The following is a 26,246-nucleotide window of genomic DNA, read 5'->3' on the forward strand; positions in this document are numbered from 1 at the left end:
CATGATCATTGCTAAACTATCATTACTTAAGAGAGAAGCTGTTTCTTTCCATTGTGTCACAATACAGAAAGTAAATGAAAATAAGGATACGGTCTGGATAGTAATCCAGACCTTAAAACGATCATTCCTTATTAATTGGATTAAAAATTGCCTGAGTTGATATCTTTTTCAGAGCCTTTAAATGTACCTTTACTAGTTACTAATTGAATGTAATAACCTGTATCATCCTTTTTTACATAACTACCGCTCGCATAAGTTTTTGACTTATCATATGGATCTTTTGGAATCGCATCTAAATAGCCGGCATCCACCAAATCTTGAAGAGTGGCGCCATTTGAACTTTTTATTTTCGACGATACTGTACTGTTTTCATCATCGGCAATCGCTAATTTAGCTGCATTAATAATTAACAAGGCATTGGATCGATTCGAATCGGCTCTGCTGTTATCGATAATTTTTCCGACGCTTGGTACAGCCACCGCTGCGATAATGGCAAGAATGACAACAACAGCCAATAATTCAATCAGCGTCATACCTTTTTGATTTTTCACGACAGTTTGCAATTTTTTCATGACACTCCCTCTTTCTTTCCTAATAATTCTTCCAACGATCAATGAAAAATAGAAACTTGAGCCATCATTTCATGTTTAAACGATCGCCCCAACTCCTCTCAAATACTATTTTTATTAGGAAAACAGAAAATGGGAGGTTGCACTACTCGCTCCAAGTCATTCAAGTGCCCAGATACAAATGACTCTTCATCACTCCAAATTCCGAAAGTTTACAACTCTATTATACGTTTTTTAGGTAGAAAGTCACTAAATTTTTCCGTGAAAAAAGTATGAATTTTCTATTAATAGTCTCTCTATCCATTACTCTTTTAAAAACCTTGATAAATGCGAAAAATCGGGACGTAAATGGATAAAATGATGATGCCAACCGCGACCGCCAAAAACACAATGAGCATCGGCTCGATTAATGTTTTCACTTGTTCAGTTGCTTGTTCAACTTCCGATTCATAAAAATCCGCCACTTTTTCCAACATAAAATCTAACGTCCCGGAGCTTTCGCCTAAAATAATCATTCTTGTAACAAAAGGCGGAAAAGCCCAATGTCCAATCATCGGCTCAGCCATTGATTTTCCTTCTTCCAATGATTCTTTCGATTGATTGAGCACATTGATGATGACTTGATTGTCCACTATACGTTCAACAATGGTTAATGAATCAAGAATCGGGACTGAAGCGGAAAACAATGAACTTAATGTTCTCGCCATCCGAGCAAGCGCCGATTTTTGAATGATTTTACCGAACACAGGAATTTTAAGTTTCATATAATCAAGCAAATAATTGCCTCTCGGTGAACGCATCCATAGCCAGAATAAAAGCGAGCACGCCATCACAATCAATACAATAAGCCAACCGTAAGACGTTAAAACGTGACTGATCATAAGCATCAATCTAGTTATCAACGGCAGATTGGCACCAAGAGAAGCAAACATTTCTTCAAACATGGGCACAACATAAATAAACATAAAAAAGACTACCATAATAGCAACGAAAAGAATCGCCAGCGGATACACCATGGCCGATTTCACTTTTTGCCTGATTTCGTATTGTTTTTCGAAATAAGTCGCCAGCCGGTCTAAAATTTCATCCAACTGTCCGCCGACTTCTCCGGCTTTTACCATATTTATATAAATGGACGGGAAAATATTCGGAAATTTTCGGGCAGCCTCAGAATAAGCAATCCCCGAACGAATTTCTTCTTCGACTTCGACAAGCGCATCTTTCAACAGACGATTATCTGTTTGTTCAGATAATATTTTTGTCGCTTCCACAACGCTGATTCCGGCTTTTATGAGCGTTGCAAATTGTCGAATATAAATCACTAAATCTTTGTATTTGACCTTTTTGGGGAGAATATTGACTTCACGGTAAAGCAGGCCAGTCATCTCTTCCAGTGCGGCAACGGCAATGCCATTTTCTTTCAACTTTTGCACCGCTTTGCTGCGAGTATCTGCTTTCACCGTTCCTTTCACTCTTTCCCCTTTGCGATTACGGCCGCTGTACTGAAAAACTGCCATCAATAACCACCATCTGTCATATAAGGTTTGGCATCTTCCAATGAAATGAGATTTTGATTCAGCAAAGATTGAACAGACATTTGCATCGTCTGCATGCCGATATGTTTGCTTGTCTGCATCACGCTTCTTATCTGATGAATTTTCTCATTGCGAATTAAATTACGTACAGCCGGATTATTAATTAAAATTTCAAAGGCGGCAATGGCTCTGATTCGTATTTTGTGTTGAAGAAGACGGTTTCTCTTGATTGGAGGAACTGCCATTCTGACTGGTTTGAGATGGGTTGTCCGCTTCGTTGTTCGGCGTACTCCCCGTTGTTGTATTTTGTGAAGCAGGATCGATTTTTTCGTTCGCTGTGTGCTCTGTTGCATCATTCTCCGTGCCGGAATTTCCATCGGCCGTTGCGTCACTTTCTGGTTGTTTCAAGTTTTCCACAACAATTTTCGGAATCGGCAAATAAAAATCTTTTGATACAAGAGATTCATAAAATACTTTATGATTCAATGCCACTTGTTTATACAGTTCCGCCGAATACCCGTATTTGCCGTTTTGATTGGCCGCCGTTTCTGCCAACGGTCGGTATTGTATGACTTTTCTTGGCGCATACGTTTTTACGTTTTTCTTCACCAATTGATAAGTAAAAGGATCGCTAGGACCGATTAAACTGAGCTTTAATACATGATCTGATATTTTCTCGCTTTTAATGACAAACGCTGTATGATTGGGATTATAAATTTTTAAATCAGCTTTGGAACCGTCCACCCTTGCCTCATAACCTAATTCTATCCCCTCTGGCAAAGTATCACTAATATGTCTTTCTACGATTTGTAAATTGGTTGGCAACGTTAATTGATAGATGGCAGAAGCGCATTGGATGAAAAAGCCTTTGTCATCATTGTCCAGATTTTGGATATAATCATTCAACGAAAAGATTTTCTCCGGCTTCAGCGTCATGGTGGAATTGCTCGACAACCAGTCCTCCATGTCAGCCGGATCATTTACGAAAATCCTTTTGGAATCGATTATTTTCGGTTTGTTTTCAGACGCTTTCAAATATTGGACTAAATCCTCCGTTTGCTGTGAAGAATCTAAACGACCCGCTTTTTCCTTCAGCAGCTGCTTTACCTTTTCCAAATCTATTAAATTGACTAATTCAGGATTTTCTAATTTCTTGAACAAAATCGTTTTAAGAGATTGTTCATCCACTTCTGTATACAGAATATTTTTCTCGCCATCCAGACAGGCGTTCAAAGAAGATGCAACTTTAAAATGCACGACACTCATCGGTACGGAAATCGTTTTATTAAAAAAAGTAAAAGATACTGTCGATTTTTTTTGCCAATCCAACACATTTTCTGATATTTTCGATTCCGCTTCTGCTTTATTCAAAGAGGATATATTAATGGGCCCAATATATGTACCTTCTTCAAATACAGGTTCTTTTTTTGAAAAAGAAGCCATCGCCAAAGAGGTGATCTTCGAAAGAGCCATCAGAACAATTGTCGAAATCAGCAAAATAGCGAAAAAGCGAAACATGTTTGTTCTGTTCATGACAGATCACCTTTTTCATCCGTTTTATTGTTGCGCTGAGCCAGTATATCTTCAAATGAAGACTCATTTTGTTGTAAAGGATCCGCTTCCTCTTTCAATGCTTCAAACCGTTTTTGATACATTTCTTGCATGCTTTCATCTTCATTTAAGGCCGAAATCATTGAAAGATCATATTCCGTGTCAAGGGGAGGAGCCGTTAATTCATCACGCAAAGAATCGGGACGATCTTCTTTCAATCCGCCATTAGGTTGGATCGGGATGTCAAGATTATCTGCCATCGCTGCTTTTTCTCTCAATTCATCGTAGTCAAACTTCGGCTCGGCAAGTTCAAACGGATCCACTCCCGGATTGTCTTCAAACCACGGTTCTCTTGGATATAAAAGAATGGTTAAACATAGAATAAATAAGAACGCGATCACCACGGCAACGGCATTCGGAAAAATCAAAAACGCTACCTTCGCAATCAAAAAGCAAAAAATACTTGCTATGATCAAATAACGTTTATGGCGTTTACTCATAGATAAAGGAATCATATAAAACAAACAAGAAAATACGATGATCGGAATGACGAAAGATAAAATGGTTTTCATAATGCCCCCAAAAATGAAATTCACTTCTCCCTTCTTGAATCTATTATACTAATAAATAATACCTATTCTGTGGAAAAATTTTAATATTTTTAAATGGCGATCCAATCAGAGGTTAACATAAATAAGCAAATCCCTCTGACGGCTGCTTATCTGCCGACCCTCGGTTTCATATTTTGCCACACAACTTTTTTCATCCAGAAGCTGCTGATCCGTATTCTAAGATGAAAGGAATTATCCCTTATGAACATTTCATTCTTCTCTTAGAAAACTTTTATGGACGTCTTCCTGCCTCTGATTGAAGCGGCTGATCATGATTTAAGAGACCGCTATTTTAGCCATTCGGAAGAATCACAGATTTCAAAAAAGAGCTCTGTCAGAAGGCAAAAATTGTCTCTACTACTTTATTCTTAGCTGTCTTTCTATTATCATTGGTGGAGTAAAGAACATTGACATTTTACTCGAAAAAGTACGAATGAAAAGGCGGGTCTGCATTGATGAAAACCATTTTTGGCTACTTCTTCACTGCCGTTCTGATGGCGCTTGCGATTTACTTTTTTTATTTTGCCAATCAGGAAGCGCAGCATGTCGAAAGTTTTGACAAAGTTGTAGAAAAGAAGATTCCGATACATTCGGTGGATCTTTCTCAAGAAAGCAAATTTTTGGACCAGAACGGCCGTACGTTTCTGGAAATTCGCAACCCTTATCGAATTGTCGTGAGCAACAAAGACATTCCCGATTTCATGAAGGAATTATTTTTGCAGTCTGAGGACCGGCAATTTTACGAACATGGCGGCATAGACGCTTTCGCCGTATTGAGGGCGATGATCGTCAATTCTCATTCTCATCAAATCGAGCAAGGCGGAAGCACCATCACCCAGCAGCTGGCCCGAAACTTATACTTGAATTACAACAAAACGTTTAGTCGAAAATTATCCGAAGTGTTTTATGCCTATGAACTGGAAAAAAAATTAACGAAAGATCAAATTCTCAATCTTTATTTAAACACCATTTATTTTCAAAACGGAGTATACGGGGTGGAAGCCGCTTCCCAGTTTTACTTTCAAAAAAGCGTAAAGGATTTAACGAAAGCACAGATGGCTTTTCTGGCGGCGATACCTAATAATCCAAGCTTATATAATCCTCTTACTCACTTTGCGAATACGAAAAAACGACAGGAACGATTGATTGATTTAATGAAGAAAAACGGCTTTCTTACAGCTGAAGAAGCTGAAGCAGCCAAAAAAGAACCCATTACATTAAAATTGAAAAAGCGAATAGATGAATTTCCCAATTATTCCACTTATGTTCAAGAAGAATTGAAAGAACTGATTGCGGAAAAAGAAGGGTATAAAGAAAAACTGGCCAATGCAAATCCTAAGGAAAAAGAACAAATCGAAAAACAGTTGGAAAACCGCTTAAATAAAGTGCTATCATCCGGAATTATGATTTATACCTCTTTAAATCCAATCATACAGCAAAAAGCGGAACACGCTGTTTCTTCCGTTTTGTCTTATACCAATGTGGAAGGTGCTGCTGCGGTCATCGACAATCAACACCGAAACATAATCGCATTAGTGGGAGGAAAAGATTTTCACCATACGGATTTCAACCGGGCATACCTTGCTTACCGGCAGCCGGGATCATCGATTAAACCGCTGCTCGACTACGGGCCGTATATCGATCGTTTCCATGTTTCTTTATCCAGTCTTGTCAATGCCAACAACGTCTGCATCGGCAATTACTGTCCGACAAACTACAGCAAAAAAGAATATGGATACGTCACTCTGAAAAAAGCGTTTGCGAATTCGTATAATACTCCTGCCGTCCGGATTTTCATGCAAACCGGGATCAAAAACTCTTTTTCCTATTTGAACAAATTTGGTTTTGAAAAAGTATCAGAAAGGGACGAGAATCCGTCAGCAGCTATCGGAGGCTTTACTTACGGGATGACTCCGCTGGAAATGACATCCGCCTACACCTCATTTATTGATGGCAGCTATAAAAAGCCTAGAGCCATCCAAAAGGTGACGGATTTAAAAGGACACGTTTTATATCAGTGGAAAGATGAACCTGTCAAAATTTGGTCGCCGGATACCGTATATAAAGTCCGGGAATTAATGGCAGAAGTCGTAAAAAACGGTACTGGTAAAAAAGCGAAAATCGCCCGCCCTTATGTGGGAGGGAAAACCGGAACGACCAACAATTACCACGACTTCTGGTTTGTCGGGCTGACGGATCAATATACAGCAGGTGTCTGGGTAGGAAGGGATACACCGTCAAGCATCGAATCATTGGAACATTACGGACCACAGCTGCTCATTTGGCGGAAGATCATGCAATAATCCAATATTCTTCGTTTTTGAAACAGAAAAATCATTGAAGCAAAAAAGGTCAGCTCCTCCGTCACCCGAATGGGATCGGAAGGAACTGACCTTTTTTCGTCATTTCTCATTTTTGATTTAAATAGGCAATCCGGCCATCGCAGTGTTATAGATTTTCAGAATCATATAGAGCAGAGCGGACGTAATAAAGCCCCAAACGACAATTTGGAAGCAAATAAAACCGACGAGTTTAAACGATGTTGTCAACGAAGGGCTGATTTTATAAACAAAATAAATAAAATAGATTAAAACGGTTAAAAGAAATATGGCGATAATCCCAATGATGGATGCATAACTGCACAACGAAACCAACCCGCCGGCCAAAAAAATAAGTGAACCATTTCGGACGTTTTTTAAAATTTCTCCGTCCGTATCCGTGGAAAAAAAGAGCAAAGCCAGTTCATTGATGGTTTCAGCGACTACTTTTAAAGCCGACAGCACCATGAAAAACACTGCGATCAGTCCAATTATGACAGCCAGCTTCAATTCTGTTTCCGAAATGATTCCCAGCATTCCTTGATAAATGCCAATCTGTTTCAAAAAATTGATGATGGTGTCTTCCACATAAATCGCCAGTGACAAGCTGAATAATAAAATGGTCAAAAAAGGAAAATAACCTGTTAAATAAGTATTTTTCATGATCAGTCGCTCCTGTTTTTCTCGAATCAACTTTCATTATGCAAGAGCCTTTCTGCATTTACAAGAGCTTTATAGAAAAACATTGATTTTTCGTTTATTTATAGAATGGCAGTCAAAATATCCCTTTTCTCCATTTTCAATCGTCCAAAAATCTTTTCTCCATCTCCCAACCGTCTGCCATTCTTGAGAGTTTCTAAAAAGCCCTGTACAATAAACGGTCTACGTTTACTTTGCTTTCTTATGTATCATCGTTTATTGACAATGGCAACCGTACATCTCGATAAACAAATAAGACGGTCGTTTTCGTCGACGATCCGGATCTCCCATACACACGTAGACCTTCCAATATGCACTGCTTCTGCACGAGCTGTCACCATTCCCTCTGTTTTAGAACGGATATGATTAGCGTTTATTTCAAGTCCAAAGCAGATCTGTGTTTCCGGATCAATAAGTTGTGCTGTTCCTAAGCTTGCAGCGGTTTCCGCCAATGCAACGGAAGCCCCTCCATGAAGAAACCCCATTGGCTGCCGAGTGCGGTCATCTACGGGCATGGTCATGACCACTTTCCCTTTTTTCATTTCGATTATTTTCATGCCAAGACTGGCTATCAACCCTTGTTCGTAATTTTCTTCCATATACTATCCCCCGTTTTTTATTTTTCGGAAAATACATTGTTTTTTAAATATTTTCTCTTATTTTATCATAATCACCCCCTGTGCTACATATCTTTTCCACAGAATGACATTTATGAATCAGGAAGGAGAATCTATAAATGCACCAGCCTCCTTTCCCGCCTCATAACGATCCAAATTCTATTCCTTATGGTCCAAATCATCCAACATACATTCCTCCCAACAACCGACAATTTCCAGTCGTCCAGATCAACCAGTTCACTCAATCCGCCAGAAAATCATTGGAACTGTTAAGAGACGCACAACTGTTTTTGAATACGGTCTCCACAAACAGTGCCTATGCAAGAGAGCTGATGGACGCCGCTCAACGTTCGCAAACAACGAAAGTGATACAAATGATTCAATCGATTGGCATTAGAATTCGGCCGGAAATTTATTTTAATCCGGATGGGCTTTTAGTTCGCTTTGCCCGTATGGATGAAGATCAAAAAAAAGAATGCTGCCGATTACTGTTGGAACTTCGTTGGAAGAAATAATATAGGTTTTTAACTTTTCACTGCATTTTTTTGATAGAAAACCTGCTTAGTATGCAAGAGAATAGCCATCCCTTTCAAAGAGGCTGTTGATAACTAGGAAGCCGATCCATGTTTCATAGAGCGGCTTCCTTTGCTCCATTCATCAGCCTCTTTCCTTGTTTAAAAATACGGATATGGATAAAACGGACGCGGACCGTAAAAAGGATATGGCGGTCTAAACAATGATGCCGCTATCGCCGTTCCTAGCAAGCCGCCCAGCAGTCCACCGATAAACGGTTCCCCCGGAAAAAAGCGATGCGGATAATACATATAGGGTAACCTCCTTTTCCTATGCTACCCTATCCTTATGCAAAGACGTAAATCTTTGTATAGGCCCACAAAAAAATTTAGCTTTGAAAAGCAGCGGTACGAAAATCAAACGCCGTATCCTTACTCTTTATCAAATCGATCGACAAATAAAGCAAGCGTTCTCGTCATGACGCCCGTTGCACCTGCAGGCCCCAAGTCGTAGTCCTTATCGGTATCAGCCGTTCCGGCAATATCCAAATGCACCCAAGGAGCTCCTTCCACGAATTCTCCAATAAAAGCAGCTCCCATGATCGCATGGCCTTCTCTGCCGGGAGAATTATTTAAATCGGCTATTCGGCTATTTCGAACCCGTTTTTTATCTTCTTCCGTATAAGGCAGCCGCCAAATATATTCTCCAGCTTCAAAAGAAGCCTCTAAAATTTGTTCAAAAAGCCACTCATCATTGGTGACCGCTCCTGTTTTATCTGTCCCGAGCGCAACGATTACTCCGCCTGTCAATGTGGCCACATCGACTAAATATTCGGCGCCATGATGTTTCGCATAAGTGACGGCATCCGCCAATACTAAACGCCCTTCAGCATCCGTATTCAATACTTCGATCGTTTTTCCGTTCATGGATGTTATCACATCATCAGGCCGAAATGCCGACGCGCTCACGACATTGTCTGTAGCCGGAATGACTGCCACCACATTTTGTTTAGGTTTCCATTCGGCGATCGCCTCCATTGCCCCAAGTACAGCGGCAGCCCCCGCCATATCGGTTTTCATGCCGACAAGTCCGTTTTTCGTTTTGAGCGAGTAGCCGCCCGAATCATATGTAATGCCTTTTCCGATGAGCCCGATGACATCTTCCCACTTTTCTTTTCCTTGATATTTTAGCGTAATCATTTTTGGTTCTTCTTTGGAACCTTGATTGACGGCCAAAAAAGCGCCCATTCCTAGTTTTTCGATTTCGCTTTTCCCAAGAATCTCTACTTCCAATCCATATTTTTCTGCCAATTGGCTTGCGTACGTAGCAAGATAGGACGGAGTCAGCAAGTTGCTTGGCATATTGACGAGCGTACGAGCGGAATTCGTCGCTTTTCCAAGTATGTATCCTGCTTTGGCTGCTTGTTCGATTTCTCCGATCGTATGGCTGCTGTAAACAGTCATTTCCTCAATCCGCGGTTCCGGCAAATTGGGTTTTTGCTTATAATCACGGAATTCATATGTAGAAAGCGGAACCACTTCGCCTAATGCCGCTGCAGCTTGAACGGCATCCCATTTATCCGTTATAAACGTATCAAGCGCAATAGCGGCCTTTTGAACCGGCGTATTTTTTATATATTTGGCGGCTTTTCCAAAAGCCATTTTTAATTTCTGAATCGTGAGTTCTTTTTCTTTTCCCAAACCGACAAATAAGATTCTTTTGGAAGGCACAAAACCAAATGTATGGATCAGTTGCACGCTTTTATATTTGGCGGAAAGATCCCCGGTCTTTACAAGTTCCGTCAACTGACCTTGAAACGCCTCATCCAATTCGCCGAGAACTCCTCCAAACTTAAGGGGTTTATCCAACAAACCGACGATCAAGCAAGGCAATTCTATTTGAAACGGATTTTCATGACTAAATTGAAACATCTTTTAACACCTCCAACACCATTATAACCCTGGCAGAAAATAAACCACCAGAAATGATCATGGATATTTGGAGTTGTTCACTTCCAACTGTTATTTACTGGAAAGAAAAGAACAAGACAAAAGGACCCCCTTCCATACTGCTCTTTCTGTACAGGCTCAATATGGAAAGGGGATCTACTTGACTCTCGAAATTTTTATTCATTGCGGGTTTTTATATATTGCTGCCGGTATACTTGCAAAGCTTTATTTTGGTTTAAAGAAGCCAGCGTTTCTTCTGTCAAAGTTCCTTTTCCCATTTTGACAATATAAACGGCCAGTTTTTTCTTCCCCCACTCTTTATAAACATCATCAACTGTCTCGTAATATAGGTCAATCCGATTTCCTTTGATTGCGCTCCCGGTATCCGCTACCACTCCATAGCCATATCCGGGAATGAACAAAATCGTTCCAATCGGAAAGATCGTTGTATCAGCGGCAATGGTCGAATAAAGATCTCTTTTTACCTTGACGCCTGAATATGTAATACCATAACTGGGATGGCTGGGAGATTTCCCCGTTGATTCTTTTCCGGCTGTATAACCTGTCGCAATCACCGTTTTTTGGGGGTATTTCGACCAATCAACATCTTGTTCCAATATACGGGGCTGCTTCTCCCTCTCCGGTTGGGCATTCGCTTGCACAGGTTTCATAAGCAGTTGATCGACCCTTTTTGTGGATAATCCTTCAAGCTTTCGCTCACTCGTTTCCATCTTTGATAAAATCGTATGTTTAAGAGCCCAATTTCCAATCATAGCCGCATCTACTCCGGAAATCGTTTTAAAAGTGGCCATAAGTGCGATCAAAAATAAGATGGTCATAAAAACTCTTTTGGACGTCCGTTTTATTAGTCCCATCCTTTCACTCCCCTCACCCTATTGGTCTCCAAATGATGGCCACATTATTCAAAAATGGAGAAAAAACTTGGTAAAGGTTGGAGTGAACAAAAAAGGCTTCGTGAAGAAAATCCATGATGAGAATGAGAAGAACCCGTTTTATACAAATCACCCATGAGGAGATGACCTAAAAAGAAAAAAGCCGGCTTTTCTTCGATTAGTCCATCAGTGCCTTATTAGAAGCTTTTGCGAAGGCATTCCCTCATTTTTTTGTTTCAAATTGTGCTACAATAATGCCAAAAATGATCTGGGGGCATGTATATGGCGGAACATCACTTTCGTTTAAAAGCAAACTGGCCCGGCCTGCGAAATGATGTTGGGGAAATAAAAGCTGGGAATTTACGGACAAAGGTTTCGATTCCGGCGAAAATGGACGGCCCAGGCGTCGGGACAAATCCGGATGAAATGCTTTTAGGGGCGGCAGCCACTTGTTATATCATTACATTGGCCGCCATGTTGGAACGAAGCAGGCTGGAGAAGAAACAGTTAACGTTGGAATCAGAAGGGATCGTTGAAGTAACCAATGGCGTATTGACTTATAAAAAAATCATCCATCGTCCGAAAATAGTCCTTCATCGTGATGCAACCGCCAAAGAAATCAGCCGAGCACAACGTCTTGCTGAAAGAGCAGAATCGTCCTGCATGATTTCACGAGCCGTCAAAGGAAATGTGGAGATAGAACTGGAAATAGACATTCAAGTTGCTTCCGAATAACCGTGAACATAAAACTTTTAACGATTTTGGAGCAAAAAAGAGACTGAATCCAAAAGAGTGATTTCCTTTTGGATTCAGCCCTTCAAAACATTCGATATCCTTTTTTTCTTAATTCCTTTATGACAATTCCCGATAAAACGGCCCCGGCTAAGCCGCTTAACAAAATCAACATATCGGCCGGTTTCAGTCCTATCAATCTTTCTCCTAACGTAGTGAAAGCCTCTCTAGTATGCGTTATATAAGAAAGCGTACTAATCCCATCTACAATGATCAACACAACGAGAGGATATAAAATCGACATGATCCATGTCATTCGAAGCAGCATATTTAAAATAAATCCAATTCCGAAAAAAAGCACAAAAAACAGCAGCATCGATATAAATAAAACAGCAATATGCACTAGGAAACACCCCACAGGAATAAAAAGTATACTGAATATTCTTATATACGCCAATCTTCCCGATTATTCCTCCATTCCAATCTCATTATTCTCTCATTTTTCAGTCCCTTTTGATTTCTAGCAGCGTTTCCCATTTTAAAAGGATAAATGCGAACGGGTAGTCCTTGCTGTTGATTTTTGTTTCAACGATCACACAAAAAAACAGAACGGCTTATTACGCCGTTCTGTCGTTGTAATACCTTTTTATTTGTTGTACAATCAGCCGTTTTGTTATCTGTAAAAGGCTTAGCTGACTGTCTTAGAAAAATTTGAACTTTCCTTTTTTCAGTACCAAGGACAAACCGCCAATCATAAACAAAGCACGGTTGTCAATCACTTTTTTCATAAAGGAAGCTTTTGTACCTTTCAGCTTTCTGCCGAATACAATTCCGATTGCGTCGTCATCGCCAAGAGAACATACCGTTCCTTTATTATCAAATACAAATTTTTGAGTTTCTTGTCCTTTTAATAAGGCTACGATATTTTTCGCACACACCACACCTTGCTGCATGGCAATTTGGGCAGTCGGCGGATATGGACGATTCGTTTCTTCATTAATGACAAGCGAACAGTCTCCTACAATAAACACATTATTGTAGCCAGGAGCTCGCAAATCTTCTTCTACTTTTACACGGGCACGATTGTTTTCAAAACCGGCTTTTTCAATGACAGAGTTTCCTCTAACTCCCGCAGCCCAAACAACAGTTCCTGCCTTAATTTCTTCGGTTTCATTTTCGCCTTTCGCTACGATAATACCGTCAGGAGTCGCTTCTTTAATGGCCGTGCCGATTCGGAATTCAACGCCTTTCTTTTGCAGCTGTTCCATTGCATATTGAACAAGTTCCGGATCAAATCCAGGAAGAACAGTTGGCGCTGCTTCTACGCAGATGATACGCACTTTTTGGAAATCAACGTCGTATTCGCGGCAAAGTTCAGGAACACGATTGGTCAATTCCCCTAAAAATTCGATGCCAGTAAATCCGGCACCGCCGACAACGATCGTTAAACGTTCTTCTTTTTTATCTTTTTCAGTGTTGTAAGTAGCAAATTGAGTTTCGATATGCTCGCGGATACGGCGGGCAGCATTCACGCTCGTGATCGCAAAAGCATACTCTTTCAAGCCTTTAATTCCGAATGTTTCCGATTCAGGTCCTAAAGCGACAACGAGATAATCGTAGTCCAATTCCCCGTTATTAAGAACTACTTTATTTTCGTTTGGTTTAATGTTTTCAACAGTAGCTTGAACAAATTTGACTTTGCTGCGGTTAATTACATTGCTGATCGCATAGCGCACCCGGTCGTGATGAAGGGTTCCAGCAGAGGCTTCGTGAAGCCAAGTCGTTTCATAGTGATAGTCATGTTTGTTCACTAAAACAATTTCCGCTTCGTTTTGGCTTAACATCTTTTGGAGGCGCGTTACAGTCATCAATCCACCATAACCCGCGCCAAGTACAACGATTTTTGGCTTAGTCACTGTTATCACTTCCACCTTTTTCTTTTAGTATGAGTGAATTCGAAAAAGTTTATTTCCTTTTTTGCAATTAAAAATATCACATGTGATATTTTTCACGAATGAGGGCATACAACAACTTTTTCGAAATTTGTCATAAAATCTTAACATTATTCCCTTATAAATAATATTCCTTTTACATATACTTTTCAACCCATTTCCTACAATTAAAAGGAAGTTTTCAAAATTATATCCCTTATAAAGAAAATGATGAATTTTGGTATTTTTTGAAATGTTTTTCTCTTGTTGTATTGAAAAATGGAAACACTGAATTGGAGTATGATAAAATGGTGTTTAATAAAACTTCCATTGGTCAATAAAGCGATGAATGCAAGGCTATCTGCTAGTATATGGAAATGGGGGAGATTGTTTTGAAAGAAGACTCAAACATGTACGATATGACGATTATCGGCGGTGGACCTACCGGCTTGTTTGCAGCTTTTTACGGAGGGTTAAGACAAGCGTCCGTAAAATTAATTGAGAGCTTACCCCAACTTGGCGGCCAGCTGGCTACTCTTTATCCGGAAAAATACATTTACGATGTTGCCGGATTTCCCAAAATTAAAGCACGCGATTTAGTTGAACAACTCAAAGAACAATTATCGCTGTTTAAGCCCACCATTTGCTTGGAACAAACGGTCACTGATCTTCAAAAATTGGATGACGGAACATTTCGATTAACGACAGATAAAGAAATACACTATACAAAATCTGTTATTATCACTGCCGGGATTGGAGCATTCCAACCTCGAAAACTGGAGCTTGAAGAAGCGGAGCAGTATGAAGGAAATCACCTTCATTACTTCGTAAACGATCTGGATACATTTAAAGGAAAAAATGTAGCGATATGCGGCGGAGGAGATTCAGCGGTCGATTGGGCATTGATGCTGGAACCGATCGCTAAAAAAGTAACGATCATTCACCGCCGAGATAAGTTCCGCGCCCACGAACACAGCGTCGAACAACTGAAAGCTTCTACCGTGGAGATCAAAACACCGTTCGTTCCGTCGAAAATACTCGGAGACGGACGTACAATCCATGGACTTGTTCTTAATGAAGTACGCGGAGAACGGGAAGAAACGATTGAAGTGGATGAATTGATCGTCAACTATGGATTTGTTTCTTCACTTGGTCCTATCAAAGATTGGGGAATCGAAATCGCTAAAAACTCCATTGTTGTCAATTCCAAAATGGAAACCAATATTCCCGGAGTTTATGCGGCCGGAGACGTTTGTACATATGAAGGAAAAGTAAATTTGATCGCAAGCGGATTCGGCGAAGCCCCTACGGCCGTCAGCAATGCAAAAGCTTTTATTGATCCAAAGTCCCGCGTTCAGCCAATGCACAGTACGTCTTTATTTGAACAATAGCAAGCTTTCAGGACAAAAGATTGAGCGGATGTTCAACCGGAACAGTTCCATATTGGACCGGCTCGTCAAAACAAGAACGAACGACTTCTTCATCGTGCAGATAGCTCATAAACATATACAATCCGCCGATATGTCCTTTGCCCAATATCGCTGAAAGACGGTTCGTTTTTGATTTTAAAGCCATGGAACATGCGCCGGGGAATCAGTACTCTAAAATAGCAGGAAATAGTTTCGTCCAAAACCAAAAGGCATGCATCATTCACGGCATGCCTTTTGGTTTTGCCGCAATTTCTAGTCATGGAATGAAAATCCGGCTTATTGGATGACTGTAAAAAAGTTATTTTATGCATATAAGTACGACTTTACATTTTTGCCTACAAAAGCTTTCCAAACGATGAGATTATATGGATTACTCCAATCGATTTCGTCTTGATTTCGTTCAAACATCTGATGAAGACGGTTGCTGTTAAAAATAATGGACCCCTTTTGATCAAATGCCACCCCGTCTACCCACAGCATCCGATCATCAGAGACGAAGCGATGGAACCGATTGTTCTTAGGAGAATAGACCCCGATTCCTTTCCCCTCCAGCATCGTATAAAAAACATTTCCTCTGTTGTCAGCGTGCATCCCGTCGGTGGTCGTCCCTTTGCTTCCAATCGCTTTAACCGCTCGACTGATTTCATCTAAGGGTGTTTGAAAGTTTCTCAAAAGCGCTGTATCGATCGCATATAAATTTCGACCTGTAACCGGGCAATAATACAAAGTGGAACGATCTGCGGACAACGCAATACCATCGCTCCCTATTTTAATCGGTCTGTCTTTAAAGACCGGTTTCGAGTCAATCTCAAAAACAAATCCGGGAAAATCTTGTGTGCTGTAATGACGGTCAAGCACACGTCTGAAAGTTTTGTTCCTCATATTGTATACGATGATTCCACCGACAACGGGATGGTCGGGCCAACCATTTCCGGAATCGGTGATGTAGACAAAACCATGTTTATTGTCTACAACCAAATCATTTAAAAAGGAAGTTCGATACGAAGCAATCTCATTCGGTATTTTGATCGAATCAATCAATTGATTCGTATTTAAATCCCATATAACCAATTTTTGTGAACCTTCCCGCGAAGGGGCATAGGCGATTTTCCCTTGATCTAACAGCCACATCCGGTTGTTTTCATCAATTTCATATCCCAGGACAGATTGCAGCACTCCAGGGTTGCCCGCCTTATTCCATTCCCAGCTTGGAAAAGCTTCTAACAGCGGTTTGCCGTTTTTTATGACAATGCGATTCATAGTAGAAGGGATGCCTTCTGCCCAGCGGGGAACAGATACATAATAGTTTCCTTGCTGATCAACCTTAATACCGGCAGGCATGGCATGTCTCCAATATCGATTTGCCTCAAATACCTGCTTCATCCTTAAATTTGGAAAATTCCAATCCAAATGGTTCCAATGTTCCAATGGAAGAGGATTTGATAGCGACCGATTTTCCCTTTCTCGTCTTGAAAAAAATACCGCAGCCGATAAGGATCTCGTTGGTATGGATGAGGATGTTGATAAGCATGTTGCAGATAAGGATACATTGGATAAGGGGAGAGCTGCGAAGAATAATACTGTCGCTCATCATTTCTCGGACAGTCACCGGTCCCGTTGTATTTGGAATCCTGCATGTCATCCAACCTCCTCTTAAGGTTTCTCGTGGTCCTTCCCTTTGATCAATATATGTCTGCTGTTCAAAAAGGCATGGGCTCAAGCCGGGCGTCATCATAGAATAGTAAGGCGGTGGCATAGTTGCATCCAAGACAAGAGGGAAAAAGAAATAACCGATTCCAAAGATAAAAGATCTGTCTTTTAACATCAAAAAAACGACCTCCTTTAACGATTTAACATAAACCGTTAAAAGAGGTCGTAATTAACAACCCTAAATCGCAAATTTTGGGGTTGTTTTTATTCAAAAATACAAGCACGGACTGCGGATTTTTTACTGGAATTAACAACCCTTACCGATTATGTTGCCGTTTCAAAACGTGCCGGAAAACTTAGCACTCTTCCGGCGTTCCAACGTTTTGCGCCGTACGGAATGATGAACCGCAACCGCATGTGGCAATAGCGTTTGGATTATCGATTGTGAAACCCCCGCCCATTAACGATTGTTTATAATCAATTTTGGTTCCTTGCAAGATCGGTGCGCTTGCTTTATCCACTAATACTTGAATGCCATGTTGTTCAAATTGGATATCGTCTTCACTTGCTTCATGGTCGAATCCCATTCCGTAAGATAATCCGCTGCAGCCGCCGCCTCTGACAGCCACGCGCAAAAAAGCGCCTTCTTCTTCATTTTCTTTCATCATATCTTTTATTTGAAAAGCTGCAGCTTCCGTAAGGCTAATGACTCCCTCCATCACAAAAAACCTCCTTTTGTATTGGATTTCCATTCTTTTGGAGTACAAACCGTCCCGATTAAAAACAGCGGATTCCGATGTTATTTGTAGTATAATCCGTTTTTCTTTTTTCCTCAATAGATCCGTTTGAAAACACACGAATAAGTCCCTGAATGATTTGACAATAAAATCCGTTTATGGGGTCATCTTTTCATTTTCCATTCAGATAATACATTCTCATAATAAAAAAGGCCTATTTAAATTTTTTTACAACGAATAAAGACCTATTTTAAAAATTTTTGTATAATGAAAAAGACCTATCAAATAAAATAATAAAACATCTCAGGAAGTGAACAAATTTGGCGGAAATCACACCATTTTACGAAAAAACTGAAGAATGCCCTCTTTGCAAAAAAATTTTCACCACCACTAAAATACGTTCCCGCTTTATAAAAGTGGCTTCTTATGATACAGATTTTTCCCCTGTCTATCAAGATTCTGAAATCAACCCGATCATTTACTTTGTAAACGTGTGCCCCCATTGCGGCTATTCTTACACAGAGGAATTTTCCCGATATTTCCCCCCGGCCGTTTTAAATGAAATCAAAGAGAAAGTTTGCTCGCGCTGGGTGTACCAGGACTACGGCAAACACCGCAGCATAAAAGATGGGATTAACAGCTACAAACTAGCTTATTATTGCGCCACCTTAAAGCATGAAAAAAATATCACAACGGGCGGGCTGGCATTGCGTACGGCTTGGTTATACCGTCTCTTGAAAATTCAAGAAGAAGAAAATCGTTTTTTAGAAATGGCCGTCAAACAATACGAAGATTCCTATTCAAAAGGAGACTTTTCACGAACAAAAATGTCTGAAATAAAACTTTTATATTTGATCGGGGAATTAAAAAGACGGCTGGGACACTACAAAGAAGCGACCTTTTATTTTTCCAAAGTAATCGAACGGCAAAAATTCGCTACAGAACCAAAGATTTTGGAAATGGCAAAAAATCAGTGGCAAATGATCAGACAAACAATGGAATAGAAAGGCGGCAAAGCCCGGTTCTTCTGTCAAAATTTGTTTTCTAAACAGCCTCTATATTCTATTTGTACGATGATTTTTGCCGTTTTCTCTCGCCCCTTTTCACACCAAGCCTCCCATCTTTAGCTCTCTCTTTTAAAACATCGGGTTTTCTTCGATATGTTTATATATATTCTTCACCAACTCTTCCGGAGAGTCCCCTCTTACAGGATCGCCGTTGACAAGGGCGAAAAGGGATTCTCCACAAAGAGTGCAATAATTAAGACAGCCATATTCGACAATGTCCAGATTAGGATCTTCTTCCAATATTTCAAGCGCTTTTTGCGCACCGCTTGCTAAATTGCTGACGCAGAATTCAATAATTGGATTCATATCATCACCCCAGGATTGATTGTACTATTGTTCCGCCGGTCAGAAAAGAAATGTATCTTGCCAATAGACATATGATGGAAACCCCTTAATAAGCTGTTGTGAAAAACATGAACTTTCGTTATACTCTTGTATGGGGTATTTTTATAGATAATTTTTCTTATTGCATTTTTCATATTGAAAGGGTTTTAAAACTGACTTAGCAGAACAAAAGGGGAAATTTTTTATGAGAAACTTGGTTTTACTTGGCGGAGGATATGGGAATATGCGAATATTGCTCCGGCTGTTGCCAAATCTTCCGGAGGATGTCGCCGTTACACTTGTGGACAAGGTTCCCTACCATTGTTTAAAGACTGAATATTATGCCTTGGCAGCCGGAACAACTTCCGACCAGCATGTACGGGTTCCCTTTCCTACTCATCCACAGCTTTCGCATGTTTTTGCAGAAATTACTGAAATCGATTTGGAGAACAAAACCATCCATTTGAGAGAACAAGATCCGATTATGTACGATGAGCTGGTAATAGGTTTGGGGTGCGAAGACAAATATCATGGAGTTCCGGGGGCGGCTGAGTACACACATAGTATTCAGTCGATTGAAAAAGCGAGAAATACATATCAGTGCTTAAACAATATGCCCGCTGGTTCAACCGTCGGCATCGTGGGAGCAGGTCTAAGCGGAATTGAACTGGCAAGCGAACTTCGAGAAAGCCGTCCTGATTTAAAAGTGAAATTATTTGATCGAGGACCAAGAATTTTATCCACTTTTCCTGAACGATTGAGCAACTATGTACAAAATTGGTTTACGGAACACGGAGTAGAAGTGATCAATGGCGCCAATGTGACGAAAGTGGAGCCAAATACATTATACAACCATGATGAAAAAATTGCTTGTGATGCGATTGTCTGGACTGCCGGCATTCAAGCAAACAGACTGGTCAGGCAATTGGATGTGGAAAAAGATGCTTCCGGCCGTGTGAAGTTAACCCAATACCACAATATTCCGAACAATGAACATGTTTATGTAGTAGGCGATTGTGCAAGCCTTCCTTATGCACCGAGCGCCCAATTGGCGGAAGAACAAGCAGAGCAAATCGTTCAAGTCTTATTGAAACGCTGGAAAAATGAACCCCTTCCGGAAAAAATGCCTGAAATTAAACTGAAAGGAATTTTGGGATCTTTAGGAAAAAAAGAAGGATTTGGTTTCTTGGCCGAACGTGCCATTACCGGCCGCGTCGCCCGTTTCTTAAAGTCCGGGGTTCTATGGCTGTACAAATATCACAACGGTTAATCGAAACAATCCCGGCTAACAGACGAACGGCCGGGAAAACCAGACTTTTCAAAATCAAAAGTTTGTATTGTAAAGGCCGTCCCTCCGTAACTGCAGCAATGAAAATATTCGGGCATCTTTTAATACGAAGGAGGTTCCCGGCCCCTTAAGTGGATCGGCTTTCTTTCAGCTCATTCATTGTTTTATGGAGCTTTGTATCCGTATTTTTCCATTTCTTCGCAAATGACTTTTAATCGCAGATTTCCTTCCCCGACCATTTTTCCTTCAACTAACACCACAGGATAAAAAAGATCTTCCTCAATCACTCGGGATGCGAAGCTTTTTTTCTCCTTGTCTTCAGGTGGATCATAAATATCCACATACGTCATCTTGAAAGGCTGATGTGGAAACTTTCTTTCCAAAGCTGCCGTCAACCACTCAAACGTATCTTTCGATGAAGGCAAATGAACACAGCTTGCACAAATCTGTTCTGCACCATATACGACAATTTCAATCGGCTTCTGCACCGCTCTCCCCCCACCCAAACCTTTGTCCGTTTCTCATCTTCATTTTATCCAAAATCTTTCAAAAACGAAACAAAGACGATAGATTTTTTTCATGATAGTCATTATAATAAACGTAGGAAAGGAGTCGATACAAATGTCCGATCAGGCAATGAAAGAACAAGTGCAAGAAGTGTTGGATAAATTGCGTCCGTTTTTACTTCGCGACGGCGGCGACTGTCAATTGATGGACGTTGAAGATGGAATCGTAAAGCTTCGGTTATTGGGCGCCTGCGGCAGTTGTCCAAGCTCGACTATTACATTAAAAGCAGGTATCGAACGTGCTTTGTTGGAAGAAGTCCCCGGAATCGTGGAAGTCGAACAAGTATTTTAAAAACGATGGAATTTGAAGCTGATCAGGAGAAAGATGATCCCTTGACTAAGCAGAACAAGACATAAAAAACGCTTGTCCTTATCCATATGTCCGAAGGGAGAAATTCTTTTCCTTGAATCAGCTTTTTTTTGAATTGCAGTCTTGATTGATTTCATCACCATTGTTTTCACAAAAGCAAAAATAATACGCAGAGTAAAAAGACCAACTTTCACATTCCGGAAGTTGGTCTTTTTTAGGCATAGTGTTTTTTTCGTTACCGTAAGAGCCACGGCACCACCGGAATTTGAATTCTTTTTACAGGCACTTCCGCCAGCTGATAAAACGAAGCCAAAAAATGTTCGTATTCTTTGGTATCTCGGATATATCGTGTTAATTGTTCTTCCAGTTCCTTTTTTCTTTGGGGAGAAGGCGTCATAAAATAATCTTCTACACATTCAAAAAAGTGAAGCGGAAACATGAGCCTTGCAAAAATCAATCTCCAGGAAAACACCGTCAACGGCTGAATCGATTGATACCCCTTTATAAATTGTTTAATCTCCGCCTTATATCTCGTTTGTTGATGCCAAAATTGATATCGAATCCACTCGGAAATATCCCTTGCCGCATGATCAAAAACCCAATCAAAAGGATTTTTGATGATATCCGTTTTTCCCCAAGTATCCGGTCGAAAACGTTCATGGCATATGGTCCCCGCGTCAGATTCCATTGGATCTTCATCCAACTCTGTATCGGCTACATACTGAATGGCATTTTCCGCCATTCCCATATAATACGGGAAAATATCCACGAATAAAATGTCAAACGGGTCGCTTGGAGATTGTTGAAGCAATCGGTGATAAAAGCCTTCAAGTTGCTCCAGCCTCTTTTCCCATAAAAACCGCCAAGTACCCATTCGATTCGTTTGAACCATCTTTTCTTGGATAAAACGGCCTCTGTAATGAAATTTGGCTAGCTTTCTGCCCATGTTGCTGTAGCTTCTCCCTTTTTTAACGGGATTACGCAAAACAATGAAGTCCTGCCCTTCCACCGTTTCTAAAAATTTTCCGTTTTTGGACAAACAAAAAGAAGATACTCCTCTTTCACCGAACTTTTGAAGATGCAGAGACATTTGGCGAAATTCGATGAGCATTTCTTGTGTCAATTTCGTAGCATTTATAATAGTATATAGATAACCCTTTGCTTTATATCGGATGGGTTGGTTAGAATAGAGGGCTTCTGTCTGGATGCCGTAATATTGCTCTAACAATTGAGAGTAATCCATTTCCATCCTCCTTTAGCCACTGGCCCCGTTTCGTTCCTTTCCGCGCCAAAAGCTTTCATGTTTCACCTGTGTAAATAAGCCACAAAAAATTTTGAAAGCATGCAGTTTGAACATACTAGTAATATATATGTATCTGGCTCCCATAATTGCGTCTATTGATTGAATTTATGATCCCGCTTTTCATCTGGCAAATCAATGAAAACGGACTTTCAAGATTGATTTCTTTCGTCTTCTTACAAAAGATGAATAAACCGATCGAATTCTTTATATTCCATCTTTTTTAATGGAGTATATTAAAATAGAAACAGCAACCTCGTAAGACAAAGAATATACTTTCCAAATATTACAGAAAAAAGGTGATGGTATGACAATGAAAAAAAGAGATGCATTAAACATGACAGAAAAAATGGCGCGCGAATGGCTGACAAAACGAGGAGTAACGATTGAGGATATCGCAAAACTGGTATTGTTTTTACAAAAAAAATACCATCCCAATTTGCAGCTGGAAGAATGCATTCAAAATGTAGAGGCTGTTCTCGGAAAGCGTGAAGTTCAAAACGCCATATTAACAGGCATACAATTAGATGTTCTGGCAGAGCAAGGCAAGCTCGAAGAACCATTACAATCGATTATTCAAACAGATGAAGGACTATATGGAGTCGATGAAATATTAGCTTTTTCCATCGTAAACGTATACGGTTCGATAGGATTTACAAACTATGGCTATATCGACAAAATCAAACCGGGTATTTTAGAATATTTAAACGATAAGTCTTCCGGAAAAGTAAACACATTTTTAGACGACATTGTCGGCGCCATTGCTGCGGCGGCTTCAAGCCGACTTGCCCACCGAGCCGGCAATGGCGATGAAACGATTGACTCATGAAAGGTAGTGTAAAAAGCGGACAGCCGGGCTCCCCTTCCCATTGTACGTCCGAAGGAGAACCCGGCTGTTTGTTTTCATACTTCCCACTCGCTAAGAGAATCAACAGTATAGGTCGGTTTTACTTCATAACGCTCCAAATGCTCTTTTAAAGTAACTCCAGTATGGACGAGGAGCGTATCCAAACCGGCATTAATACCTGCACGAATATCTGTATCATAATTGTCTCCCACCATTATGGTCTCTTCTTTGGAAGTTCCTAATGCTTCAAGAGCTTGTTCCATAATGATTGGTGACGGCTTCCCGATAAAAATAGGTTCCGTTTGAGTCGACACAGAAATAACGGATGTTAGTGCTCCGTTGCCCGGAAGAAAACCCCTCTCCGTTACAAGGGCAATATCGCTGTTAGTGGAAATAAACGTTGCCCCGTTGCGGACGCCAAGGCAGGCAAGAGTCAATTTTTCGTAGTTGATCGATCTATCTATTCCGATTACGACGAAATCAGGATTCTCGTCTACAAACCGAAATCCTTTTTCCGTCAATGCCTCTCGGAGTCCTTCTTCCCCAATCACATAAACAGAAGCACCTGGTTTTTTCTCATACATAAAATTGGCAGTCGCCATCGCTGTCGTATAGACTTGCTCCTTGGTGGCCGGAATATCAAAATCCCTCAATTTTGCTGCCACCTGTTCCGGTGTTCTAGATGAATTATTGGTTACAAACAAATAAGGAATATTTTTTTTCTTCAATCGATGAACGAATTCACCGGCGGCTTCGATTTTTTCCGTTCCTTTATACACCGTTCCATCCAAGTCTATTAAATAACCCTTATATGCTTTCATATGAACTCCTTCCAAATCGTCAGTCATATTCATAAAAAAACGCTCCCATAAAGAAAGAGCTGATCATAGATTTTTAAAAGCAGAAACCGGACCTAATTCATTGTTCAGATACGAACGAACTTTGATTGGAAATTGTTTTAATAATTCAAGATTTTTTTTGAATACTTGGTCCACTTTCTGATGATCAATGGTGGTATATTCCTGAACAAGCATTTTTCGGAGGCTGATGATCTCTTTTAAAGAGGCAGCCAATTCTTCTGTTATCACTTTTTCATCCAATAATATATCCACAATATCGTCATAACTTCCCGGATCTCTCATAATAAATCCATCGATAATATCATTTCCGGTATCAATGACCGCTTCAATGATCGAATGCGCCACACGCTCTAAAGCGGCCTTTTCTATACCTGTCTTCCAGTCAGTCTGTGTTTCCAATAAGCTTAAACGAACTTCCAAATACGTCAGCCTGTCTTCGACTTTGTTTCGATCTACAAAGTACACGGTACAACACCTGCCCTTATCTCTTCTCAGCCACTTTCATTGTACCATACTTCGCTGTCTCATGGTAAAATCAAAATACTGAGTTGAAGGGGAGGAATCTGGTTAATGGAACGCTTTTTTTTATATGACGAAACAGAAAAAACAAACATACGCTATATCAGTTTTATGGGAGAAAATCAGCGATTTGATCTAGCGATTATTCAAACAGATAAATACTACGGAAAAAAACTGGTGCTGGATTTGCTCGGAAACCGCTTTGCCATTATCGGTACGGATGATTTGGAAGAGCCCGGATATTTAGAAGAAGTGTACCGTCTTAGTGAAGCAGATGCTCAAGAACTCCGTGAACTTTTATATGAAATGATTTAAGCGAATGATCACCCTGATTTCGTCCATACTAACCGTATAGACCAAATACGGAGGTGCCGCCATGTCTCGTCGAGTTGGAAAAGTGGACAAAGAAGATCAAGCCTATTCAGATTTTTCTGTTGTCGAAACCATGAAAAATTTCCTAATACCTGAAGAAGTGCCGGAAGGACCTTATGGATCTCCAAGAGGGCAAGATACCCCTGTTGAAAATAAATCGACCCCTTGGGAAGAAGGCCAACGGCATCACAGTGCGTTCAATTATGAATTTAAATCGCTTCACGAAGGGCTTCCAAGGCAATATCCCGACGCCCACCTTCCTCATGATGACCCTGATCGCACTGAAGAACCGCCATACACTACAAACCGCAACGCCGACCCTTTAGATCCTGAGGGATAAGGTCCACTAACCATTTAAGGTCACTAGGGGTTAGTGGAACCAATCGGGCTTTTAGGGGCAGTTCCCTGTTCTCGGACTGCTCTTGTCTCTCTTCCCTTGAAGTGGGGGTTACAGCCCCTTAATGCGGGATAAGGTTCAACTACCTGGTTGAACCAATCGGGCATTCAGAGGCAGTTGAACCCTTCTTGGACTTTTTTTGAGAAGGAGACTTACTGCCATGCGGGACAAAATAAAACTTCCATCCGTGGTACACGGATGGATAGTTAAACTTATCATCCAGGAGGATAAAAGAAAATTCCCGCTGAAAAGGGCAGTCTTTTTCACAGGATCACTTTTCCTCTAAAAAAGGCATTTGAAAAGTACAGCCGATTAGCAAAAAAAGGACGGCAGCAACCGTTTTATTTTTTTACTTTTTTCAAGACAAAATAAGCGCATCCAAAATTGCAGTATTCATATAAATATTCTTTCAAAGTGCTAATTTTCGTATCAAAAGTTGCCTTTTGGCTTTGATCATCAAAGAAGCCTTTCAGCCGCAGCTGGCCATATCCCCAATCACCGACAATATAATCATACTTGCCTAATATCTCACTATAGCGATGGCGAAAAGCCGCTTCTTGAAAGCCGTTTTTGTAATCCTCTATTACTTCATAGCAATGATTATTGACGCAAATCATGCTTTTCACCTCATTCTGAAACCTTTCCTCACTGCCAAAAAATT

31 protein-coding genes and 1 riboswitch are annotated in these 26,246 nt (G+C 40.5%); of the genes, 10 read left to right on the forward strand and 21 right to left on the reverse strand.

All coding sequences use genetic code 11. The annotated features are described in order from the left end of the window. Window positions 1-140 precede the first annotated feature (140 nt). The 4 genes from BSM4216_RS12555 to BSM4216_RS12570 all read right to left on the reverse strand — a co-directional run bounded on the left by BSM4216_RS12555 (window position 141) and on the right by BSM4216_RS12570 (window position 4,251). Entirely contained in the window at window positions 141-572 is a 432-nt protein-coding gene (locus tag BSM4216_RS12555; RefSeq protein ID WP_003354318.1) for a competence type IV pilus major pilin ComGC, read from the reverse strand. Between the two features lie 122 nt (window positions 573-694). Further along, window positions 695-777, reverse strand: a riboswitch (cyclic di-GMP riboswitch). Between the two features lie 103 nt (window positions 778-880). After that, the gene (locus BSM4216_RS12560; protein ID WP_048623906.1) at window positions 881-2,086 is read right to left on the reverse strand and encodes a type II secretion system F family protein; all 1,206 of its coding nucleotides are present in this window, start codon (window positions 2,084-2,086) and stop codon (window positions 881-883) included. A 189-nt stretch (window positions 2,087-2,275) separates the two neighbouring features. Beyond that, window positions 2,276-3,637 carry a VanW family protein gene (locus BSM4216_RS17250; protein ID WP_048623907.1) on the reverse strand — a complete coding sequence of 454 codons (1,362 nt, stop codon included), beginning with the start codon at window positions 3,635-3,637 and terminating at the stop codon, window positions 2,276-2,278. Continuing rightward, window positions 3,634-4,251 (reverse strand): hypothetical protein, encoded by a 618-nt coding sequence (locus BSM4216_RS12570; protein ID WP_048623908.1) that lies wholly within the window; start codon window positions 4,249-4,251, stop codon window positions 3,634-3,636. The genes BSM4216_RS17250 and BSM4216_RS12570 overlap by 4 nt, the downstream gene beginning before the upstream one ends. Window positions 4,252-4,721: 470 nt before the next feature. Between BSM4216_RS12570 and BSM4216_RS12575 the strand changes: the two genes are divergently transcribed. Then, window positions 4,722-6,569 (forward strand): transglycosylase domain-containing protein, encoded by a 1,848-nt coding sequence (locus BSM4216_RS12575; RefSeq protein ID WP_048623909.1) that lies wholly within the window; start codon window positions 4,722-4,724, stop codon window positions 6,567-6,569. 117 nt (window positions 6,570-6,686) lie between these two features. On the opposite strand, the gene BSM4216_RS12580 is transcribed toward BSM4216_RS12575, so the two are convergent. Continuing rightward, window positions 6,687-7,247: a YufK family protein gene (locus tag BSM4216_RS12580; protein ID WP_048623910.1), complete on the reverse strand. Its 561-nt coding sequence runs from the start codon at window positions 7,245-7,247 to the stop codon at window positions 6,687-6,689. A gap of 245 nt (window positions 7,248-7,492) precedes the next feature. After that, window positions 7,493-7,882: a hotdog fold thioesterase gene (locus BSM4216_RS12585; protein WP_048623911.1), complete on the reverse strand. Its 390-nt coding sequence runs from the start codon at window positions 7,880-7,882 to the stop codon at window positions 7,493-7,495. A gap of 137 nt (window positions 7,883-8,019) precedes the next feature. Between BSM4216_RS12585 and BSM4216_RS12590 the strand changes: the two genes are divergently transcribed. Then, window positions 8,020-8,415, forward strand: a complete 396-nt coding sequence (locus BSM4216_RS12590) for a YuzC family spore coat inner layer protein (protein ID WP_048623912.1) — start codon at window positions 8,020-8,022, stop codon at window positions 8,413-8,415. Window positions 8,416-8,574: 159 nt separating this feature from the next. Here BSM4216_RS12590 and BSM4216_RS16900 read toward each other — a convergent pair whose 3' ends face one another. The 3 genes from BSM4216_RS16900 to BSM4216_RS12600 form a co-directional block, all read right to left on the reverse strand. Continuing rightward, complete coding sequence (locus BSM4216_RS16900; protein ID WP_003353567.1) at window positions 8,575-8,724, reverse strand: hypothetical protein; 150 nt, start codon at window positions 8,722-8,724, stop codon at window positions 8,575-8,577. Between the two features lie 120 nt (window positions 8,725-8,844). Beyond that, complete coding sequence (locus BSM4216_RS12595) at window positions 8,845-10,344, reverse strand: leucyl aminopeptidase (RefSeq protein WP_048623913.1); 1,500 nt, start codon at window positions 10,342-10,344, stop codon at window positions 8,845-8,847. Between the two features lie 194 nt (window positions 10,345-10,538). Next, the gene (locus BSM4216_RS12600) at window positions 10,539-11,237 is read right to left on the reverse strand and encodes a 3D domain-containing protein (RefSeq protein ID WP_048623914.1); all 699 of its coding nucleotides are present in this window, start codon (window positions 11,235-11,237) and stop codon (window positions 10,539-10,541) included. A gap of 300 nt (window positions 11,238-11,537) precedes the next feature. Between BSM4216_RS12600 and BSM4216_RS12605 the strand changes: the two genes are divergently transcribed. Then, on the forward strand, window positions 11,538-11,990 hold the full coding sequence (locus tag BSM4216_RS12605) for an OsmC family protein (RefSeq protein WP_048623915.1): 453 nt from the start codon (window positions 11,538-11,540) through the stop codon (window positions 11,988-11,990). An 82-nt stretch (window positions 11,991-12,072) separates the two neighbouring features. Here BSM4216_RS12605 and BSM4216_RS12610 read toward each other — a convergent pair whose 3' ends face one another. Both BSM4216_RS12610 and BSM4216_RS12615 read right to left on the reverse strand, forming a co-directional pair. Beyond that, the gene (locus BSM4216_RS12610) at window positions 12,073-12,363 is read right to left on the reverse strand and encodes a YuiB family protein (RefSeq protein ID WP_048624522.1); all 291 of its coding nucleotides are present in this window, start codon (window positions 12,361-12,363) and stop codon (window positions 12,073-12,075) included. 325 nt (window positions 12,364-12,688) lie between these two features. Beyond that, a complete protein-coding gene (locus BSM4216_RS12615; RefSeq protein ID WP_174521023.1) occupies window positions 12,689-13,912 on the reverse strand; it encodes an NAD(P)/FAD-dependent oxidoreductase in 1,224 nt (407 codons plus the stop codon). Window positions 13,913-14,295: 383 nt separating this feature from the next. On the opposite strand from BSM4216_RS12615, the gene BSM4216_RS12620 reads away from it, so the two are divergent. Beyond that, window positions 14,296-15,309 carry an NAD(P)/FAD-dependent oxidoreductase gene (locus BSM4216_RS12620; protein WP_371836621.1) on the forward strand — a complete coding sequence of 338 codons (1,014 nt, stop codon included), beginning with the start codon at window positions 14,296-14,298 and terminating at the stop codon, window positions 15,307-15,309. A gap of 7 nt (window positions 15,310-15,316) precedes the next feature. Here BSM4216_RS12620 and BSM4216_RS16770 read toward each other — a convergent pair whose 3' ends face one another. The 4 genes from BSM4216_RS16770 to erpA all read right to left on the reverse strand — a co-directional run bounded on the left by BSM4216_RS16770 (window position 15,317) and on the right by erpA (window position 17,717). After that, window positions 15,317-15,493 (reverse strand): hypothetical protein, encoded by a 177-nt coding sequence (locus BSM4216_RS16770; RefSeq protein ID WP_156179256.1) that lies wholly within the window; start codon window positions 15,491-15,493, stop codon window positions 15,317-15,319. 158 nt (window positions 15,494-15,651) lie between these two features. Continuing rightward, on the reverse strand, window positions 15,652-16,731 hold the full coding sequence (locus tag BSM4216_RS12625) for an L-dopachrome tautomerase-related protein (RefSeq protein WP_082142333.1): 1,080 nt from the start codon (window positions 16,729-16,731) through the stop codon (window positions 15,652-15,654). 2 nt (window positions 16,732-16,733) lie between these two features. Further along, on the reverse strand, window positions 16,734-16,985 hold the full coding sequence (locus tag BSM4216_RS16775) for a hypothetical protein (protein ID WP_156179257.1): 252 nt from the start codon (window positions 16,983-16,985) through the stop codon (window positions 16,734-16,736). Window positions 16,986-17,354: 369 nt separating this feature from the next. Continuing rightward, complete coding sequence (erpA, locus tag BSM4216_RS12630) at window positions 17,355-17,717, reverse strand: iron-sulfur cluster insertion protein ErpA (protein WP_003352460.1); 363 nt, start codon at window positions 17,715-17,717, stop codon at window positions 17,355-17,357. A gap of 338 nt (window positions 17,718-18,055) precedes the next feature. Between erpA and BSM4216_RS12635 the strand changes: the two genes are divergently transcribed. Beyond that, window positions 18,056-18,739 (forward strand): DUF2225 domain-containing protein, encoded by a 684-nt coding sequence (locus BSM4216_RS12635; RefSeq protein ID WP_048623918.1) that lies wholly within the window; start codon window positions 18,056-18,058, stop codon window positions 18,737-18,739. A 132-nt stretch (window positions 18,740-18,871) separates the two neighbouring features. Here the strand turns inward: BSM4216_RS12635 and BSM4216_RS12640 are convergent, their stop codons facing one another. Continuing rightward, a complete protein-coding gene (locus BSM4216_RS12640) occupies window positions 18,872-19,108 on the reverse strand; it encodes a YuzB family protein (RefSeq protein ID WP_003352462.1) in 237 nt (78 codons plus the stop codon). Window positions 19,109-19,331: 223 nt separating this feature from the next. Here BSM4216_RS12640 and BSM4216_RS12645 point away from each other — a divergent pair, with 223 nt between their 5' ends. Further along, window positions 19,332-20,396 (forward strand): NAD(P)/FAD-dependent oxidoreductase, encoded by a 1,065-nt coding sequence (locus BSM4216_RS12645; protein ID WP_048623919.1) that lies wholly within the window; start codon window positions 19,332-19,334, stop codon window positions 20,394-20,396. Window positions 20,397-20,578: 182 nt separating this feature from the next. On the opposite strand, the gene BSM4216_RS12650 is transcribed toward BSM4216_RS12645, so the two are convergent. Next, a complete protein-coding gene (locus tag BSM4216_RS12650; RefSeq protein ID WP_048623920.1) occupies window positions 20,579-20,902 on the reverse strand; it encodes a YuzD family protein in 324 nt (107 codons plus the stop codon). A gap of 133 nt (window positions 20,903-21,035) precedes the next feature. On the opposite strand from BSM4216_RS12650, the gene BSM4216_RS12655 reads away from it, so the two are divergent. Further along, complete coding sequence (locus BSM4216_RS12655) at window positions 21,036-21,272, forward strand: NifU family protein (protein ID WP_003352465.1); 237 nt, start codon at window positions 21,036-21,038, stop codon at window positions 21,270-21,272. Between the two features lie 253 nt (window positions 21,273-21,525). Here the strand turns inward: BSM4216_RS12655 and yutH are convergent, their stop codons facing one another. Next, window positions 21,526-22,533, reverse strand: a complete 1,008-nt coding sequence (gene yutH, locus BSM4216_RS12665; protein ID WP_048623922.1) for a spore coat putative kinase YutH — start codon at window positions 22,531-22,533, stop codon at window positions 21,526-21,528. Window positions 22,534-22,903: 370 nt separating this feature from the next. Here yutH and BSM4216_RS12670 point away from each other — a divergent pair, with 370 nt between their 5' ends. Then, window positions 22,904-23,419 carry a phosphatidylglycerophosphatase A family protein gene (locus BSM4216_RS12670; RefSeq protein ID WP_048623923.1) on the forward strand — a complete coding sequence of 172 codons (516 nt, stop codon included), beginning with the start codon at window positions 22,904-22,906 and terminating at the stop codon, window positions 23,417-23,419. A gap of 74 nt (window positions 23,420-23,493) precedes the next feature. Here the strand turns inward: BSM4216_RS12670 and BSM4216_RS12675 are convergent, their stop codons facing one another. Then, window positions 23,494-24,258 (reverse strand): TIGR01457 family HAD-type hydrolase, encoded by a 765-nt coding sequence (locus BSM4216_RS12675; protein ID WP_048624523.1) that lies wholly within the window; start codon window positions 24,256-24,258, stop codon window positions 23,494-23,496. 63 nt (window positions 24,259-24,321) lie between these two features. Beyond that, a complete protein-coding gene (gene hepT / locus BSM4216_RS12680) occupies window positions 24,322-24,762 on the reverse strand; it encodes a type VII toxin-antitoxin system HepT family RNase toxin (protein ID WP_003352469.1) in 441 nt (146 codons plus the stop codon). A gap of 105 nt (window positions 24,763-24,867) precedes the next feature. Between hepT and BSM4216_RS12685 the strand changes: the two genes are divergently transcribed. Together BSM4216_RS12685 and BSM4216_RS12690 are read left to right on the forward strand one after the other, a co-directional pair. After that, a complete protein-coding gene (locus BSM4216_RS12685; protein ID WP_003352470.1) occupies window positions 24,868-25,131 on the forward strand; it encodes a DUF3055 domain-containing protein in 264 nt (87 codons plus the stop codon). Window positions 25,132-25,192: 61 nt separating this feature from the next. Continuing rightward, window positions 25,193-25,528 carry a hypothetical protein gene (locus BSM4216_RS12690; RefSeq protein ID WP_003352471.1) on the forward strand — a complete coding sequence of 112 codons (336 nt, stop codon included), beginning with the start codon at window positions 25,193-25,195 and terminating at the stop codon, window positions 25,526-25,528. Between the two features lie 398 nt (window positions 25,529-25,926). On the opposite strand, the gene BSM4216_RS12695 is transcribed toward BSM4216_RS12690, so the two are convergent. Beyond that, window positions 25,927-26,202, reverse strand: a complete 276-nt coding sequence (locus BSM4216_RS12695; protein WP_048623924.1) for a YutD family protein — start codon at window positions 26,200-26,202, stop codon at window positions 25,927-25,929. Between the last annotated feature and the right edge of the window lie 44 nt (window positions 26,203-26,246).

It is taken from the genome of Bacillus smithii (genome assembly GCF_001050115.1).
Lineage (GTDB): Bacteria > Bacillota > Bacilli > Bacillales > DSM-4216 > Bacillus_O > Bacillus_O smithii.